Genomic DNA, 17,441 nt, shown 5'->3' on the forward strand with positions numbered 1-17,441 from the left:
GTAATTTTTCCATGTTCCCAGGTTGGTTATAGCCAAAGTTTTAAGAGTGAGTCTGCCACAATAGAGAAAAATGTGGATGATTCTTGCTGCTAGATTAAGGTGTTAACAGTTATCAGTTATCAGTTATCAGTTAATTTGTTCGTTGAGAGTCAGAGTGCCCCACATACAATTAACAAGTGGTGTGCTTTAGTCGGGAATTTGACCCTGACTGCTTCCAATGATTAACTGTTTACTGTTCACTGTTCATTGATTTAATCCGTTCTTAGAATTTTCTAGATGCTCTCAGTGTAGCTAATCAGTAATTTGCTGACTTTTTGGTAATCTTAACAAATGCTCTATCTCCGAAATCTAAATTATCACCCGACAGCGTGCCCAACAGCGATTCTTAAATCGATCAACTTGGAATTAGCACCCCAGCAGCTAGGTCTGATTATTGGCGCGAGTGGTTCGGGTAAAAGTACATTACTAGAAATTTTGTCGGGACTAGCTGAACCCACTAGCGGCGCCCTCTTCTGGCGGGAACAAGAACTTATAGCTGAACAGCTGCAACAGTTAGCTGGATTGGTATTTCAATTTCCAGAGCGTCACTTTTGCGGTGGTTCAATTTTAGAAGAATTGCGTTTAGGACATCCTGAGTTAGGGTCAGAACGAGTCAGACAGGCCCTAACCGAAGTGGGATTAGAGAATTTATCGCTCTTTGCCGCCCCCCATGTTTTGAGTGGTGGTCAGCAACGACGTTTAGCTTTGGCAGTGCAATTAATTCGCCAGCCAAACTTACTATTATTGGATGAACCCACTGCTGGGTTAGATTGGTCAATGCGTCGGCAACTAGTAAATTTATTAGCGAAACTGAAACAAGATTGGACGCTGTTGGTAGTGACACATGATGCTGGGGATTTGTTAGCGATCGCAGATCGTTGCTGGACACTCAACCACGGTGAATTACAATCAGTAGACCCAAGGACACTAGAAACCAGAGTTAAAGAACCTCTACCAACGGTGTGAGAGGAAAACAGGGAGATAAGGAGAATAACCATGCCCCATGATAAATGACAAATGACAAATGACAAACTATTGCCTGAGATGGTAGAAATCTGGCAGCAAACTCTCAACTGGCAACCAACTGTCCAACAGCAAACGCAATTCCAAAGGCTTTATGAGTTAATTTTAGAAGGTAATAGCCAACTAAATTTAACTCGGATCACTGACCCCCAAGAGTTTTGGGAAAAACATCTCTGGGATTCTTTGCGGGGAATTGCGTCCTTGTTATCAGCAAATTTTTACTCTGCTTCTCTCGCTCTCATCGATATTGGTACAGGTGCGGGTTTTCCGGGTGTTCCAGTAGCAATTACTGTACCTAATTGCACAATTACTCTTCTTGATTCCACTCGGAAAAAAATTATTTTTCTCGACAATATATTAAGTAAACTTGCCCTGACCAATGCCAAAACTCTTGTTGGTAGAGCAGAAGAAATCGGTCAGCACCCCCAACATCGACAAGCTTACGATATTGCATTGATCCGTGCTGTAGGGGCTGCCTCTGTCTGTGCAGAATATACCTTACCACTGCTCAAACAGGGAGGTTTAGCCATAATTTATCGCGGTAATTGGACAAAGGAAGAAACCACGGATTTACAAAATGCTGTTAACCAGTTAGGTGGTGTGATTGAGTTAATTGAAAAATTTACCACTCCTCTAAGTGTTAGCATCCGTCATTGCCTTTATGTGCGTAAAGTAGCAAACACAGCACTTAATTTTCCTCGTGCTGTAGGTGTACCTTCTCAAAAACCGCTCTGAGGAGGAGTCCGTGTACGAAAGAGGGCGTTGCTAAGTGAAAAGATGAATTAACTACATAAAATGACTCCTCCCCGCAAGGGGGGAAGAGGTGAGCAAAAATCAAACTTTATCAGAGCAAGGTTAGTAAAGATATTAGACTTTTTGCAAAAGTCCTTAACATCCCCACTTCTAAGAGGAAATTCTTAGGAGTCGAGTTCTTATTTTTGATTTCTGCAAGAAGTAAACAGAAGTTGAGCAATGGATAAAGACTCTGAAGGTTTTGTCGTAAGCTTTTTAGAATCTCTTGCTATTCATTAATTGATTCTTGCAACTAATATAAATGGGTTTCTCCAAAACGAATCGCACCCCATATCTCAGCTTAACCACTACTTACCAAGGATTCGCATTTTGATCGTTAATTTTCACCCAATAGCGAATACCTGGGCTATTTAGATTAGGATCGTCGGATTGTGCCCAAAAACCCCAACCCGCATTTGGATCGCTGCCATCATGAAACTCTGCCATCCTGAACCCAGATAAATGATAACGTTCTTGACCAGCTTGTTCACATTTACCATCTGCTACTTCTGGAGAGACCAACGAGCTACCTAGAACGTTAGGAATAGCGAAGATTTCTCCACCAGACCAAGAGTTTTTCGATGCACCACCAGGCGTAATGACGGATTGAGTCTGATTTGGAATCGGATCAACGGCGAGTTCCGGTGATTTACGAATGCAAAGTAGTGACAGGGCTTGATTTACAGAAGTATCACCAGAATAGGGATCAGTTTGACTATCATATCTAACTTGGGCGTAGGTTTTGCCACTGTTGTATACATTGGTATATATAACAGTGTTGATAATCCAAGTCATGGCTTTCTTAGTAGATACTGGATTCCATATTGGTCCAGGGTTTATTGGTTCTTGGTCTATTGGTAATTGTTTTGCGGTAACTGAGGATGCTGAAACTATTGAGGAACCTATTAAGACTACAAAAGTTAAAAGTTTTCCGAACTGTTGGATCAATTGCATACCTGTGTAATTTCCCATAGTGCTATTTTTTGTGCTAAGGTCTGTAGTGCCGTGGGTAACTGCCATTTTTTTCAGTCAAAAACTGCTTGTTTAGTAGCTATCAACTTGCTAGCTAGAAATAGTGCAAAAAGTTACATAACTTTATATAATTGGTAAAAGTAGCAGTTTACCTGCTGGAACTCAGCCTGTGGTCAACGTGTGAACGGAGTTCACAAAAACAATTTTAGGAGATCAAAAACTTTTCTCAGTTGACGAAGTAATCAGGGTTTGAGCCGACGTTTTTGGGCTGACGATTGCGAACACTTGCACTACGTTCTTCATTAAAAAACTGGCAGCAGAATATTGTTTCTGTTGCCAGTTTTTAAGCGCCTATAACTCTAAATTGTTGTCTGGTTTCAGGCAAATTTACTTGCTGCTGCAAATCGCTTATTAATCTCATCCCAATTAACCACATTCCACCAAGCATCTAAATAATCGGCGCGGCGATTCTGGTAATTGAGATAATATGCATGTTCCCATACGTCATTACCCAAGATGGGATATTTACCTTCACTTAAGGGAGTATCTTGGTTAGCTGTAGTTGTCACTTCTAACTTGCCACCTTTGTTACGCACTAGCCAAACCCAACCACTACCAAAACGACCAGCACCAGCTTCGTTAAACTGTTTTTTAAAAGCTGCAAAAGATCCGAAATTTTGGTTAATAGCGGAGGCTATATTTCCTGTTGGTTCTCCCCCACCTTTCGGCTTCATAATTTGCCAGAACATTGAGTGGTTCACATGCCCGCCGCCATTATTGCGTACTGTTTTGCGAATATCTTGTGGTACACTGTCAATTTTCTGCAACAGTTCTTCAACACTTTTACCTTTAAGTTCTGGATGTTTAGCTAAAGCTGCATTCAGGTTTTTCACATAAGTTGCGTGGTGTTTATCATGGTGAAATTGCATTGTTTTGGCATCGATATGTGGTTCCAATGCTTCATAGGCGTAAGGTAAAGGCGGTAGTTGGATAGCCCCTGTTGTATTTGCTGTTGTATTTGCTGTTGTATTTCCTGTTATATTTGGTGTTGCAGCGTTTCCATTAGGAGATTTTTCTGCCAGTGCACAAGCATCTAATGCAAAAGCACCTGCACATGATGTGAATAAAAACAAGAAATGGCGTCGATTAATAGTCATATAAGTTTTTGCAGGGAATCCATTAAGTCTCTATTGCAGTTTTTATTTTCTTAGATTTTGGCTACAAAAAATTGGGAGTTAGCGATTATTTTTGGCAGTTTAAGAAACTCTTTATAAGATTCTGTCTCCAGTTTTGGGATCAAACACAAACAATTGATTTAAATCAAGTTGTAGAGAAAGGCGATCGCCTGGACGTGGACGCATATCCCCGCCTACCTGAATATTTAACACCACTACCGAACCAGGTAAACCAGCACGAATCAAAGTTTCCCTTCCCAAAGGTTCCACCACCTTAACTTCCACAATCAGCTGACTCTCATTTACTTCTTGGTGACTTGGCGGTTCGCTAATCAAAATATGCTCTGGACGAATCCCCAAATCATAACTGTGTCCCTGACGCAACTGTAATTTTTGCTTTACAACTGCTGGAATTGCTAATAACTGTCCACTCACATCAAAGCCGTTATTTTTGTAGGTTGCAGGCAAAATATTCATTGGTGGACTGCCTAAAAAAGTTGCTACCATTTGATTAGTAGGACTTGCATAAATACTTTGGGGATCGCCAATTTGTTGAATCCGCCCGCGATTTAGCACAACAATTATATCAGCTAAAGTCATCGCTTCAACTTGATCGTGAGTGACGTAAATAGTTGTAATGCCTAATTTTTGATGTAACTGTTTCAATTCAGCCCTTGTATCATCGCGCAATTGGGCATCTAAATTAGATAAAGGTTCATCAAGCAAAAACACTTGTGGTTCACGAGCGATCGCTCTCCCTAAGGCTACGCGTTGTTGCTGTCCCCCAGAAAGTTGTTTGGGTTTCCGATCCAGCAAGTGATCCAGAGAAAGCGATCGCGCTACATTCATCACTCGTTCTTGAATGATTTTCCGGTCAATCTTCCGCATTTGCAACCCAAAGCCGATGTTTTGGGCCACACTCATGTGAGGATAAAGGGCGTAGTTTTGGAATACCATCGCCACATCCCTTTGTCTGGCTGGGATATTATTCACCAAGCGATCGCCAATATAGAGTTTGCCAGATGTAGCGGTTTCTAAACCAGCGATCGTTCGCAAAATTGTAGACTTCCCACAACCCGATGGCCCGACTAAAACCCAAAACTCGCCATCAGGAATTTCAAAGGTAATATCCTCAATAGCGGTAACGTTATTGAATCTACGTTTAATTTCTTCTAGACGAACGTTTGCCATTATCTGATTTGATATTGTGCTTTTGGAATTGGTAAAAAACTTCCCAACTTTATGATTCCAGTAATGCGATAAACTCTTCTCTGGTGAGTTCAGCATCACGTAGTATTTTGCGTAGTAATCCTTTACCTATTGTTTTACCAGCATGAACAGGAATAGTTACTAAGCGCCCATCTTCACGTTCCATTTGTACATGAGAGCCTTTTTGACGCACCGCTTGAAATCCTATTTTCTCAAGGGCGTTAATAACTGTTTTACCTGTTAAAACTGGTAGTTTTGGCATTAAAGTACTATTTTTTGAATACCTATAATTTCTGGTATTTTCTCATCACTTTTTGTTTCTAAACAAAGTTCGATTACTTCTTTCATATTAGCCATCAACTCATCAATTGTTTCTCCCTGACTGTAACAGGCTTTTAGCTGAGGGACTTCTCCGACATAGTAGCCATCTTCATCCCGTTCAATGATGACGTAGAATTCTCGATTAGTGGGATTGATCATAATCTATTTGTACGTAGGCTCAAAATCATTTTTCTGGATTCTTTGACCAAGCTGGGTGAGAGAGTAAAGAAGCAAAGACTCGTACCCCCCGGAGTTGATTAGAAAGGGGTAAGTGACCTCTAGGCGCACTCAAATTCCAGGTAAACCCGTTAGGGTATCGCGTCCAGTTATTACCTGCTTTCCAGCCAATTTTCGGCCAGAAATTATCCCAATTTTTACTTAAACTTAACCAGATTTCTCGCTGCACTGAAAAGCCAAATTTACCTTCGGAGTGGATTAACCAGAGGTTGTTAATGGTTTGTAAGTCAACAGCCGAGATATTTTCTACCTCTGTAAAATACAACCATTTTCGTTGTACAGCCGTTGGCCCTGATAGTTCACACATTTTTTCTATGGTGACGCGATCAGCTGCTTGGAAGTCTTGAACAGCTAGTAGCTGTTGCAAAGAATTGTAGTTAATCCCGCACTCTGATTTTAGAGGTACAATTCCCTCAGGAAAACAAGAGCGCAGAAATTCTTTGGCTTGAGGTGCATCGGAGTTATAGAGGACTTGGTAAGCTTTGCCATCAACCGAAGTTGCTGGGTTCTCACGCCGTTTCAGTAAAAATTCCATCAACACGTCTAATCCCTCATTACCCAACTCAGCTAACTGTGGGATCATCTGCTGTTGCACTTTTTCAGACCCAGCGATTAACGGTCGTCGGAGGGAGTCGATGTCATTAGCAGGGCCTGATAAAATCATTGGGTCTGTCATGCCATTCTCGTTTTAGCGGTCAGTGAAAGAGCGGTAAGCTATCGGGCATTCTCCAAGGTGAAGCACTGATAGCGAAAAGTAGTTTACTATTTTTGATCGTACAAAATTGCGATCGCTTCACTGATTCCCACACTTAATCTCCAAATAAGGTACAAGGAGAATAGGGGGAAAATCTGCGGATTGGGGACTAGTGACTGGGGACTGGGGACTGGGGGGACATGGAGAAGAAGAGGGAATTATTGAAAAAATCACTTCGTTGTCTTTTCCCAATACCCAATACCCAATACCCAAGCAAAAACATAGCAAAATATACAAGCCTGCCACATAAGGTTTTTTTGAATTGCAGCGTATCGATTAGGAGTGTGTGAACGATGTACGAAAAGATTACTCCCCCCGCAACCGGAGCAAAAATCACCTTCAAAAATGGTGAACCAATCGTACCGGACAATCCAATTATCCCCTTTATTCGTGGCGATGGTACAGGTATAGACATCTGGCCTGCTACCGAAAAGGTGTTAGATGCTGCTGTAGCCAAAGCATATAAGGGTCAGCGTCAAATTAGTTGGTTTAAGGTTTACGCTGGAGACGAAGCCTGTGATTTATACGGTACTTATCAGTATTTACCCCAAGACACTCTAACAGCGATTGAAGAATATGGTGTAGCTATTAAAGGGCCTTTGACTACTCCCGTGGGGGGGGGAATTCGTTCTTTAAATGTAGCGCTGCGGCAAATTTTTGACTTGTATGCCTGCGTGCGTCCTTGCCGTTACTATGCAGGTACACCCTCACCCCACAAAAATCCCGAAAAGCTAGATGTAATTGTTTATCGGGAAAATACGGAAGATATTTATTTAGGTATTGAGTGGCGACAAGGTAGCGAAATCGGCGATCGCTTAATTAAAATTATCAATGAAGAACTGATCCCCGCTACCCCAGAACATGGCAAAAAACGCATTCCTCTTGATGCTGGTATTGGTATCAAACCCATCAGCAAAACTGGTTCTCAGCGCCTAGTCAGACGTGCGATCAAGCACGCTTTGCTATTGCCCAAACACAAGCAACAAGTGACTTTGGTGCATAAGGGCAACATTATGAAGTACACCGAAGGCGCTTTCCGTGATTGGGGTTATGAATTAGCAACCAGCGAATTTCGCGCCTGTACTGTCACTGAAAGGGAATCTTGGATTTTGAGTAACAAAGAAAAAAATCCTAATATTTCCTTGGAAGAAAACGCCCGCGAGATTGATCCTGGGTTTGATGCTCTTACTGAAGATAAAAAAGCACAAATTGTCAAGGAAGTTGAAACTGTTCTTAACTCAATTTGGGCAACCCACGGCGAGGGTAAATGGAAAGATAAAGTTTTGGTAAATGACCGGATTGCTGACAGTATTTTTCAACAAATCCAAACCAGACCGGATGAATATTCGATTTTGGCGACGATGAACTTGAACGGCGATTATTTGTCTGATGCTGCCGCCGCCATTGTTGGGGGATTGGGAATGGGGCCAGGGGCAAATATTGGTGATTCTAGTGCCATATTTGAAGCTACCCACGGTACTGCACCCAAACACGCTGGATTAGATCGGATTAATCCAGGTTCAGTGATTTTGTCTGGTGTGATGATGCTGGAATTTATGGGTTGGCAAGAAGCCGCAGACTTAGTTAAGAAAGGTTTAAGCGATGCGATCGCGAGTAGTCAAGTCACCTACGATTTAGCCCGGTTGCTAGAACCGCCAGTTGAACCCTTAAAATGTTCTGAATTTGCCGATGCAATTATTCAGCATTTTGGTTAAGTTTGCTAGGGTTAATTAGTCGAATAAAAAGACCTCTCGCAGGTTTTACTACACAAAACCTCTCCGTCTCCAAGTCGAAGCTACCATACACACAAGTCTGAAATAGCTGATTTATCAGGGTTTTACCCCACCCTAACCTTTACGCCACTTGCTCCACTTGGGGAAACCCCTTGGCGCTAGCCTCTCCCTTTGGGAGAAGACGCAGTGGCTCCCCGATGTATTGGGGAGCCACTGCGTTGGGCAGCTTTGCCCGAAGCAAATACGGTTTCTTAGGAGAGGGATAGTTTAACTTTTAGTTGTTATTTGTTCGTTGTCTATGGTTTTTAATCGAATAACCAAATAATTTTGAGAAAGCTTTGAGGATTTCTATTCGCTAGGTCAGTATTTTTACTAAATTAAGCATTTTAAAAAAGCGAAATGGCATTTTATTTGCAAAAAACACCAAAATCAGAAAGCAAACTGGGGTTTAAGAAAGCAAAAGCTTATTTTGAGTAAGTCAAAGCTTCTTTTACTTGCGGAAAACACCAAAATGAGAAAGCAAACTGGGGTTTGAGAAAATCAAAGTTTCTTTTACTTGCAGAAAACACCAAAATGAGAAAGCAAAAGCTTATTTTGAGTAAGTCAAAGCTTGTTTTACTTGCGGAAAACACCAAAATGAGGAAGCAAAAGCTTATTTTGAGTAAGTCAAAGCTTGTTTTACTTGCGGAAAACACCAAAATGAGAAAGCAAAATCTTGTTTTGAATAAGTCAAAGCTTCTTTTGAGTAAGTAATTGCGGACTTTACTTATTGAATTTAGTTCAAGTATGAAGTTTAGATAAAATTCTTGAAAAAATCGCTGATAAATGCTGCTTAGTTTTTACTTTTGATTCCGTTTCCCCACTTTTTACAGCTATTTTCGGGTAAATAGCTGTAAAGAAAGGGAGGGGTTCATTGAACTCAATTACACTAATTGCTTTAACTGTGATTTTGCTAATTCATGAGGTGCGATCGCTCCATTCTCTGTAATAATTGCTGTAATCAACTCAGCCGGAGTTACATCAAAAGCTGGATTGTAAAAATCTACACCCGCAGGTGTGAGAATAGTATCACCAACTTGATAAATTTCTGTTGGTTCGCGTTCTTCAATGGGAATTTTGCTGCCATCAGCTAATTCAAAATCAACGGTAGAAAGGGGTGCAGCGACAAAGAAGGGGATATTATGGGCTTTAGCTGCGATCGCTACACTATACGTACCAATTTTGTTAGCAGTGTCGCCATTAGCAGCAATGCGATCGGCTCCCACAACTACAGCATGAATCAAACCCTGTTTCATACAATGGGCTGCCATATTATCAGTAATTAATGTCACTGGAATACCTTCTTGCACACATTCCCAAGTGGTGAGTTTTGCGCCTTGTAAGCGGGGACGGGTTTCGTCGGCAAATAAACGCTCTAAACGTCCTTCCCTCCATGCAGAACGTACAACACCCAATGCTGTGCCATATCCAGCAGTAGCTAGCGCCCCAGCGTTGCAGTGAGTAAGCAGCCTCAGCTTTTCTGGGGTAGACGGTAAAACTGTTAAACCATTGTCGCCGATCGCCTGACAGGTTTGCAAATCTTCAGCATTGATTGCTTGGGCTGTTTGGAAAAGGGTTTGCTTGATCTCTTCTACTGTTCCCAGCGTTTCGTAGGCGGCTTTCATCATCCGGCTAATTGCCCAAAATAAATTTACTGCCGTTGGACGAGTAGAACGTAACAACTGGGCTACTTTATCTAAGTGTTGCAAAAATTCGGTGCGATCGCTTGTTACAATTTCCCTAGCACCAAGATACATTCCATATCCCGCAGCTACACCAATTGCAGGCGCACCTCGCACAATCATAGTTTTAATCGCCCGCGCCATATCTTCACTGCGGTGAATTTCCACAAATGTATATTCGTTGGGTAAGCGGGTTTGATCAATTAGTGACACTGAGTCATTATGCCAAATAACGGGATAAACCTGGTTTGTGAAAGGTATCATAGCAATAGGTTCTTAGTAAACAAGTAACATTTTTTACTGTAATGCATACTGATAATTTTATTTTAAAAACCAAATTTAATTAACTACAGCATTTTCTACCTTAATTAAGTAACTTGTTTAATTTTAAGTACACATAGAATATATAGCAATCCGATTTGATTCGGTGAATTACTCGTAGAGACTCTTTACTGGTGACACTTCGGCGTCGCAGTTGACTGCGGCTCATCGAGCGAAGCCGAGATGCTCACCGTAAACTCAGTGCATCGCTGGGAAGAAGGAATAAAGGTGTACTGAGTTTTTTTCAAAAATCAAATATGAGTCCTATACACTAAAAAGATTAAAGAGGAATTTTTTAACCAAAATTTTTACTCATCTTGAAAGGCTAATTATGATATTTATATCTTGACAAAATAATAATTTTATGTTGAGCATTCAAAATATATTAGTTCCAAGTTAAATCTATGACATTTATGTAATTGTTTTATTTAAATTTAAGTGCTTTAATAAATCACTAAAAGTAAGTAACCTATTATCTAAAACTAGGTTTGAATTTTTTATCTTGAAACTTATTATCCTTTTCAAGTATGAAATTCTTCAGTTTCAACCAAAAGAAAAAAGGGATCAAGCATGAATAAACAAGCAAGTTCTATACCTGCTGCTGATTTAGTTATCTTTATCGATACTAGTCCTTCGATGAAGGATGAAGCCCAGGCTTTGAGCGATGCTGCCCAAGAAGCGATCGCTAAAGCAAAATTTAGTTATATATCAGATTTAAAAGTAGTTTGGTTAGGTCAAGGATATAACTCCGAACAAAGCTCAAGCTGCTATCTAGAATTTGGGAATTAAACAACAATCAGGTACAGGTTCTCCCGAATTGGCAGGGACAAAATAAAAGTCAGCTTTTAATTTGATTGCGATTGGGAAAGATACTTAAGTGAGAATATTTATCTAAATTTTGATGTGGTTGTTCGCAATTTATCTTCAGTTGACAAAGGTGATAGCTCTCATAAAATCTTCTTTTAGTTAGTTAGTAAAAAGTGGTATAACAAACCAACAACATCGTTGATCTAATTACTCAAAAGCTTTGAAATAGAACTATGAAACGTATTGTCATTTGCTGTGATGGAACTTGGCAACAGTTAACAAGTCTTTACCCAAGCAATGTGGTTAAGTTAGCTCAATCCGTGAAATCGGTCGCCCGTGACGGGGTTACACAGATCATATTTTATGACGAGGGCATTGGAACCGAGAGTCAAAAGGTTTTAGGGGGAGCTACCGGACTAGGAATCGATAGAAATATAGAAGATTGTTACCGATTTCTTAGTCTCAATTATGTTACGGGTGACGAAATCTATCTGTTTGGCTTCAGTCGCGGTGCTTACACAGTTAGAAGTTTAGCGGGGATGATCTATTGCTCTGGTCTTCTAGACCGCCCCCATGTCACCAAAGCACATGACGCTTACGAGCTTTACCGTAACCGGGGTATTAAACCCAAGGATAAGGAAGCTGTGGAATACCGTCAAACTTACGGTGAGCGTGTCCCTATCACCTTGGTCGGTTGTTTTGACACCGTTGGGGCCCTTGGTATTCCTGGGATACCCGCTTTCAGCAAGTTAAACGAGCAGCTTAATAAGCGCTACAGATTTCATGATACTACTTTAAACAAATGTGTTCAGAATGCATTGCACGCGATCGCGATCGACGAAATCCGCGAAATCTTTGACGTTACCCCCATGAAAAAGCATCCTGAGGCTGAAAACCAGCAGGTAATTCAAAAGTGGTTTCCAGGTGAACACGGTTGCGTTGGCGGTGGAACAGAAGAACATAGTGGGTTATCAGATGCTGCTTTACAGTGGATGATTGATTCCATCAGTGTCCTGGGATTGGGGCTTGACTTAGATCCGAGTGTGATTCCCACAGGTATTAACCCCAATTATGAATGTGACTTTAAAAACGATGTTGGATTCTTTAAATTGGCAGGAATCAAGTTTCGTGAGGTCAGCGATGTCGTTGAAGACCTTCATGAAAGCACGATCAACCGTTTAAAAAGTCGCAAGGACTATCGACCTAAGAATCTAGAAAATATTATTGCCAAACTATTTACTGATTTAAGTTGAATGAATTTGGGTAATAAAAACAGATAAATTTAGGGTGCATTGAATACGAAATTTAAACAGGGAAAGGTAAAAACAATTATGGCTGGTAAAAGAGACACATCTAAAGACGGGTTTGATAACAAACTTCAAACATTCGTTTTAACAAACTTTAAAGGAATTTGGCAATTAATTCAAAGCAACGAATCTCTAAAACGTAAAGTTAACAAAGCTCTGCTCAATAGTCTCATCTACAAAATTCCTAATCGTCCTAATCCCTACAGTATGATGAGTCTAGATGAGTATATCCCTGATACTAAAATTCCTAAGAAAACTGATACTTATACTTCCTGGGAATCACTCAACGATCGCACTTATACTGGACGACATCTACCACCCGATCCCAAGTTCAACTCTGAGGGAAATCTACCCAAAGTTGAAGACTTAGCTGTTTTATTCCGTAAAAGAGATGGTAAAACCATTTATTCTACCAAATCAACTATGCTGTTTCCCTATTGGGTGCAGTGGTTTACTGATAGTTTTCTTCGCCTTGATCACTACAATAAATTAAAAAATACTTCCAACCATGAGATTGATTTGTGTAATGTTTATGGTTTAACCAGAAAACAAACACACCTTTTAAGAAGCTTTAAGGGAGGTAAACTCAAAACTCAAAAACTCAAGCGCCAAGATGGTGTAGAAGAAGAATATCCCTTGTTTTATTATGCCGATCCAGCGCAGGGTAAAGTTGATGCTCAATTTGACGGTCTTTATGAACCTGTCAATGATGAAAAAAGACAGCCAGTAGATAAAAAACAATATATGTTTGCGATGGGAGTAGAACGAGCAAATGTGCAAATTGGCTATGTCATGCTCAATACTCTATGTTTCCGGGAGCATAATCGTCTTTGTGATGAATTAGCAAGCAATTATCCAGATTGGGATGATGAACGCCTCTTTCAAACTGCAAGAAATATTCTCATGGCGATTATTCTCAAAATTATTATGGAGGAGTACATTAACCACATAACTCCTTATCACTTTAAGTTGTTTGCCGATCCTGAAGCTTTTACTAAGGAAAGTTGGCATCGTCCCAATTATATGGCAATTGAGTTTGACTTTGTTTATCGCTGGCATAGTGCGATTCCAGAAACCTTTAACTATAACGGCAAACCAACCCATATAGTTGCATCTCTGTGGAACAATAAAATGTTTATTGATCAAGGTTTAGGGGCATTGATGGAAGAAACTTGTTCTCAGCCAGGTACAAAAATTGGTTTATTTAACACCCCTGATATGTTGGTTGAGTTAACTGAATTACCCTCAATTAGATTGGGACGACAGCTGAAATTAGCAAGCTACAATGATTATCGCCAATTGTGTGGTTTTCCCAGAGTGACAAGGTTTGAGCAAATTAGTGGTGATGAATTTACTCAAAATAAACTCAAAGAATTATATGGTCATGTTGATAATATTGAGTTCTTTGTGGGACTTTACGCCGAAGATGGGCGGAAAAATTCAACTATTCCTTCTCTAGTAGCACGCTTAATTGGGATTGATGCCTTTTCTCAGGCGCTAACTAATCCTTTACTATCACCCAATATCTTCAAGAAAGAGACTTTTTCTCCTGTAGGTTGGGAAATTATTCAAAATACCAACACTGTCTCAGATTTAGTTAATCGCAACGTTCCTCTCTCTGGCAGAAAGTACAAAGTTAGTTTTGACCTTCATTAAAGATCGGCTTTTAGTGCGATCACTCTACCCTTACTCTTAAATCTTGCTATGTATAGCATATTGTCGAGAAGACGTTGGTGGAGCGATCGCTCTTAATAATACTCTTTTCACTCTGTCACCGGAAGCTGACTGTAAAATAACTGCAATCGCTTGTTTGCAGCTTGAAATAAACTCAATTAATTAATCCTCTTTTCAAAAAAAATGAAACTATTTACCGAATATCCAGAAAAAGATGAAGCCAAATATTGCGCTCTCATGAGTGAGCTAGTCAAAAAGAACATGGAAAATCTTTACGGAGGTGAGAAGAAAAAAACTGCAAAGAGAGATACACACTCTAAAACCAATGCTGCTGTACAAGGAACTCTAGAAATCTTTGACTTTGATGAAGCAGTAATTAAGCAGGAATTGGGCAAACGCACCTCATTAACTGAAGCTCAACTTCAAGCGATTTCCCTGAAACAAGGTTTATTTGCGAAACCAAAACAATATCCAGTTTGGCTACGATTTGCAAATGGTGCGTTTTCAGTCAAGAATGATTATGAAGGAGATACACGCTCCATGTCCATAAAGGTGATAGGGGTAGAAGGAGAACGACTACCGCAAAGTCACGAGTTAAAAACTCAAGATATTATTACCCATAATACCGAATTCTTTTTTGTCAGAACTATTAAAGACTTCCACAGCTTTTTCTTGACGGTTTATCGAGCAGGACTGTTTCCGCTTTTTAAGCTGTTGGTACTTTTATGGCTAAACTTGCATCCCTACGAATCCACACTTCTAAAAAACAGTTTCAAACGCTTTCCCAAAAGTTTGCTTACAGAACGCTATTGGAGTGCTTCAGCATATTCTTTGGGACTCAAATCTGATTTTGACTCATCACAACCAGGTCGAGTTCCTGTGGAATATCCGGTTGTGATTAAATATGCATTTACTCCAGTTTCCAGTCAACCACCTCATCAACAACTTCTTTTAGAATCCAGACCAGAAAGTGAGCTTCAGCGTGCCAAAGCTTCAGGTTCAGAGGACAATTACTACCGAGAGGATATCATTCAAGCTTTAGGAAAATCTGATGCTGAGTATAGTTGGGACTTTCAAATCCAATTTCAAACTAGCCCAGAAATGTCCATTGATGATACCACCATTGTTTGGAATGAAGAGGAATCACCCTTCATTACAGTTGGTCGCCTAACAGTTAAACATCAGAAGGTTAATTCTGCTAAAGAAGATGACTTTGGGGAAAATCTCAGTTTTTCTCCTGGAAATGGTTTAGCAGTGCATCGTCCTGTCGGTGCAATCAATCGGTTACGCAGCACTGTTTATCCTATAGTTGCTAATGACCGTCATCAAAAACGAGGAGTCAAATACCAGGAACCAACTGTCTAACTTTTCACAAGAATTATTAAGTATAACGAAAGAAAAATCTGCCATTAATTTGATTGCGATCGCTCAAGGAAGTTAAGGGACTTCCAATATATAAATTATCCAACTTTGTGGGATAGGCCGAAAAGCCCGCCTTTGATTACTATGCGGGCAAAATAACCACCTCACAATAAATAGTTGGATATTTTTTATTTGAACAGGACTTACGCAATAACTCTCTGAAACTCTTATTCCTTTGTGTTCTTTGCGTCCTTTGCGGTTCGTTTTATCATGATTTTGCGTAAGTCCTGTTGAAATTGGACAAAGCTGTATTAGGCAATTAAACTGAAATTGCTACTATTGAGAGTAATATCAGGATTTCCTAAACGGGCAAACTCAAACACTGTTCCTGCACCCAAAACATTCCCATCCCGGTTATAGAATAACTTATCACTACTTTGGCTAAAGACAATACGCGCCTTACTAGCATTGACGAATTGATCGTTAGTAACAACTGCAAAGTCAGTTAAAGTTTGTCCCACAGTATTAGTAATAGCATTGAAGGTGGTTTTACTCAGCACAATTTGGTCTTGTCCCGCTTCAAACTGGGTGATGTAATCAATACCTAAGCTTGTGTTAAATACACCATTGCCTTGGAATACATATTTATCACTACCAACTCCTCCAGTCAAAGTATCATTGCCCAGTCCTCCCCAGAGAAAATCATTACCGATTCCACCTGTGAGAATATCATTACCATTACCTCCCTCAAGGGTGTCATTTCCTGCTAACCCTTGAAGTTGGTCATTTCCGCCACTGCTAATCAAGGTATTATTTAGTGTATTACCAGTGAGACTGTCATTACCTGTACCGCCCGTTGCATTTTCGATCACATTATTGGCAGAGAGAATGAGTTTGAGATTGCTATTAACCGTTTGCGAGGTGGTTAAACCTAGATTTAGGTTGACGGCAACTGTAGTACCGCTAAAGTTAATAGTATCAGTACCACCTGTTGTGGTTTCTCTAATTGTGTCGGTTCCCAAAGCACTATTAGCTAGGAAAGAATAGGTATCATTCCCTCCTAACCCTTGCAGTTGGTCATTTCCGTTACCACCAATCAGAGTGTTATTTAGCGTGTTACCAGTCAGACGGTCATTACCTGTGCTACCCGTTGCATTTTCGATCACATTATTGGCAGAGAGAATGAGTTTGAGATTGCTATTAACTGTTTGCAAGGTGGTTAAACCTAAATTTAGGTTCACGGCAACTGTAGTACCGTTAAAGTTAATAGTATCAATACCACCTGTTGTGGTTTCTATAATTGTGTCGGTTCCCAAGGCTGTATTAGCTAGGAAAGAATAAGTGTCATTACCTGCACCTCCATACAAGGTATCATCACCCAAACCACCTGATAACTTGTCATTTCCCTGTTCACCAAATAAACGGTCATTACCATCATCACCAAGCAAGCTATCATTACCGAAACCACCAAACAAATCATCATTGTAATTACTTCCTGTGATTGTGTCATTCACAACTGCACTGTTGAAAATGAAATCACTGGCTTGTAATTGACTTTTGCGAATGCCATTGATTTTGAATCGATAAGAATAGCCGTCAAAGAGCTTATAGCGTGTGTTAATGACGGCGTTACCATCCACATCATCACTTGTGAGAAGTAAAATAGTATTTAAGTCACTGATGCCAATATTTCTAACATCAATTTTATCTTCTCCCTTCTTAAAATCAGTGACGATGTCTTGGTCTTGAGTCCCAATAGAATTATCAAAGTACTCTAAGACAAATTGATCTTTACCCGCACCACCGTACAAGGTATCACTTCCAGTACCACCTGATAATTTGTCATCTCCCTTATCACCAAATAAACGGTCATTACCATCATCACCAAGCAAGCTATCGTTACCGAAACCACCAAACAAATCATCATTGTAATTACTTCCTGTGATTGTGTCATTCACAACTGCACTGTTGAAAATGAAATCACTGGCTTGTAA

Annotated in this window: 15 protein-coding genes; 7 read left to right on the forward strand and 8 right to left on the reverse strand. The window is 40.2% G+C overall.

The features are described 5' to 3' along the window. The first annotated feature begins 330 nt into the window (after positions 1-330). Positions 331-1,005 (forward strand): ABC transporter ATP-binding protein, encoded by a 675-nt coding sequence (locus V7L20_RS30610; RefSeq protein WP_334747674.1) that lies wholly within the window; start codon positions 331-333, stop codon positions 1,003-1,005. 51 nt (positions 1,006-1,056) lie between these two features. Continuing rightward, positions 1,057-1,797, forward strand: coding sequence for a 16S rRNA (guanine(527)-N(7))-methyltransferase RsmG (gene rsmG / locus V7L20_RS30615; RefSeq protein ID WP_334747675.1), 741 nt, complete (start codon positions 1,057-1,059; stop codon positions 1,795-1,797). A gap of 369 nt (positions 1,798-2,166) precedes the next feature. On the opposite strand, the gene V7L20_RS30620 is transcribed toward rsmG, so the two are convergent. The 6 genes from V7L20_RS30620 to V7L20_RS30645 form a co-directional block, all read right to left on the reverse strand. Next, a complete protein-coding gene (locus V7L20_RS30620; protein WP_334747676.1) occupies positions 2,167-2,874 on the reverse strand; it encodes a hypothetical protein in 708 nt (235 codons plus the stop codon). A gap of 329 nt (positions 2,875-3,203) precedes the next feature. Then, complete coding sequence (locus tag V7L20_RS30625; RefSeq protein ID WP_334747677.1) at positions 3,204-3,983, reverse strand: superoxide dismutase; 780 nt, start codon at positions 3,981-3,983, stop codon at positions 3,204-3,206. 111 nt (positions 3,984-4,094) lie between these two features. Further along, the gene (locus V7L20_RS30630) at positions 4,095-5,192 is read right to left on the reverse strand and encodes an ABC transporter ATP-binding protein (RefSeq protein ID WP_334747678.1); all 1,098 of its coding nucleotides are present in this window, start codon (positions 5,190-5,192) and stop codon (positions 4,095-4,097) included. A 49-nt stretch (positions 5,193-5,241) separates the two neighbouring features. After that, positions 5,242-5,472, reverse strand: coding sequence for a type II toxin-antitoxin system HicA family toxin (locus tag V7L20_RS30635; RefSeq protein ID WP_334747679.1), 231 nt, complete (start codon positions 5,470-5,472; stop codon positions 5,242-5,244). Further along, positions 5,472-5,690, reverse strand: coding sequence for a type II toxin-antitoxin system HicB family antitoxin (locus tag V7L20_RS30640; RefSeq protein WP_334747680.1), 219 nt, complete (start codon positions 5,688-5,690; stop codon positions 5,472-5,474). Before V7L20_RS30640 ends, V7L20_RS30635 begins: the two co-directional genes overlap by 1 nt. A gap of 25 nt (positions 5,691-5,715) precedes the next feature. Continuing rightward, positions 5,716-6,444: a GUN4 domain-containing protein gene (locus V7L20_RS30645; RefSeq protein WP_334747681.1), complete on the reverse strand. Its 729-nt coding sequence runs from the start codon at positions 6,442-6,444 to the stop codon at positions 5,716-5,718. A 371-nt stretch (positions 6,445-6,815) separates the two neighbouring features. Here V7L20_RS30645 and V7L20_RS30650 point away from each other — a divergent pair, with 371 nt between their 5' ends. Then, the gene (locus tag V7L20_RS30650; RefSeq protein ID WP_334747682.1) at positions 6,816-8,237 is read left to right on the forward strand and encodes an NADP-dependent isocitrate dehydrogenase; all 1,422 of its coding nucleotides are present in this window, start codon (positions 6,816-6,818) and stop codon (positions 8,235-8,237) included. A 941-nt stretch (positions 8,238-9,178) separates the two neighbouring features. On the opposite strand, the gene mtnA is transcribed toward V7L20_RS30650, so the two are convergent. Beyond that, positions 9,179-10,240, reverse strand: coding sequence for an S-methyl-5-thioribose-1-phosphate isomerase (gene mtnA / locus V7L20_RS30655; protein WP_334747683.1), 1,062 nt, complete (start codon positions 10,238-10,240; stop codon positions 9,179-9,181). Positions 10,241-10,867: 627 nt separating this feature from the next. Here mtnA and V7L20_RS30660 point away from each other — a divergent pair. The 4 genes from V7L20_RS30660 (at position 10,868) to V7L20_RS30675 (ending at position 15,450) form a co-directional block, all read left to right on the forward strand. Then, positions 10,868-11,086, forward strand: a complete 219-nt coding sequence (locus V7L20_RS30660) for a hypothetical protein (RefSeq protein WP_334747684.1) — start codon at positions 10,868-10,870, stop codon at positions 11,084-11,086. Between the two features lie 251 nt (positions 11,087-11,337). Continuing rightward, positions 11,338-12,357: a DUF2235 domain-containing protein gene (locus tag V7L20_RS30665; RefSeq protein WP_334747685.1), complete on the forward strand. Its 1,020-nt coding sequence runs from the start codon at positions 11,338-11,340 to the stop codon at positions 12,355-12,357. Between the two features lie 78 nt (positions 12,358-12,435). Further along, on the forward strand, positions 12,436-14,067 hold the full coding sequence (locus V7L20_RS30670) for a peroxidase family protein (RefSeq protein ID WP_334747686.1): 1,632 nt from the start codon (positions 12,436-12,438) through the stop codon (positions 14,065-14,067). Between the two features lie 201 nt (positions 14,068-14,268). Continuing rightward, on the forward strand, positions 14,269-15,450 hold the full coding sequence (locus V7L20_RS30675; RefSeq protein ID WP_334747687.1) for a catalase: 1,182 nt from the start codon (positions 14,269-14,271) through the stop codon (positions 15,448-15,450). Positions 15,451-15,758: 308 nt separating this feature from the next. Here the strand turns inward: V7L20_RS30675 and V7L20_RS30680 are convergent. Beyond that, the coding region (locus tag V7L20_RS30680; protein WP_334747688.1) for a calcium-binding protein at positions 15,759-17,441 on the reverse strand (1,683 nt) is incomplete at its 5' end.

Origin of the sequence: Nostoc sp., from assembly GCF_036916735.1 — a bacterium.
Lineage (GTDB): Bacteria > Cyanobacteriota > Cyanobacteriia > Cyanobacteriales > Nostocaceae > Nostoc.

Bases quoted from the DNA above. Each gene is read 5' to 3' on its own strand.
- V7L20_RS30610 (WP_334747674.1), top strand. From the start codon at position 331: ATGCTCTATCTCCGAAATCTAAATTATCACCCGACAGCGTGCCCAACA.
- rsmG (WP_334747675.1), top strand. From the start codon at position 1,057: ATGACAAATGACAAACTATTGCCTGAGATGGTAGAAATCTGGCAGCAA.
- V7L20_RS30620 (WP_334747676.1), bottom strand. From the start codon at position 2,874: ATGGCAGTTACCCACGGCACTACAGACCTTAGCACAAAAAATAGCACT.
- V7L20_RS30625 (WP_334747677.1), bottom strand. From the start codon at position 3,983: ATGACTATTAATCGACGCCATTTCTTGTTTTTATTCACATCATGTGCA.
- V7L20_RS30630 (WP_334747678.1), bottom strand. From the start codon at position 5,192: ATGGCAAACGTTCGTCTAGAAGAAATTAAACGTAGATTCAATAACGTT.
- V7L20_RS30635 (WP_334747679.1), bottom strand. From the start codon at position 5,472: ATGCCAAAACTACCAGTTTTAACAGGTAAAACAGTTATTAACGCCCTT.
- V7L20_RS30640 (WP_334747680.1), bottom strand. From the start codon at position 5,690: ATGATCAATCCCACTAATCGAGAATTCTACGTCATCATTGAACGGGAT.
- V7L20_RS30645 (WP_334747681.1), bottom strand. From the start codon at position 6,444: ATGACAGACCCAATGATTTTATCAGGCCCTGCTAATGACATCGACTCC.
- V7L20_RS30650 (WP_334747682.1), top strand. From the start codon at position 6,816: ATGTACGAAAAGATTACTCCCCCCGCAACCGGAGCAAAAATCACCTTC.
- mtnA (WP_334747683.1), bottom strand. From the start codon at position 10,240: ATGATACCTTTCACAAACCAGGTTTATCCCGTTATTTGGCATAATGAC.
- V7L20_RS30660 (WP_334747684.1), top strand. From the start codon at position 10,868: ATGAATAAACAAGCAAGTTCTATACCTGCTGCTGATTTAGTTATCTTT.
- V7L20_RS30665 (WP_334747685.1), top strand. From the start codon at position 11,338: ATGAAACGTATTGTCATTTGCTGTGATGGAACTTGGCAACAGTTAACA.
- V7L20_RS30670 (WP_334747686.1), top strand. From the start codon at position 12,436: ATGGCTGGTAAAAGAGACACATCTAAAGACGGGTTTGATAACAAACTT.
- V7L20_RS30675 (WP_334747687.1), top strand. From the start codon at position 14,269: ATGAAACTATTTACCGAATATCCAGAAAAAGATGAAGCCAAATATTGC.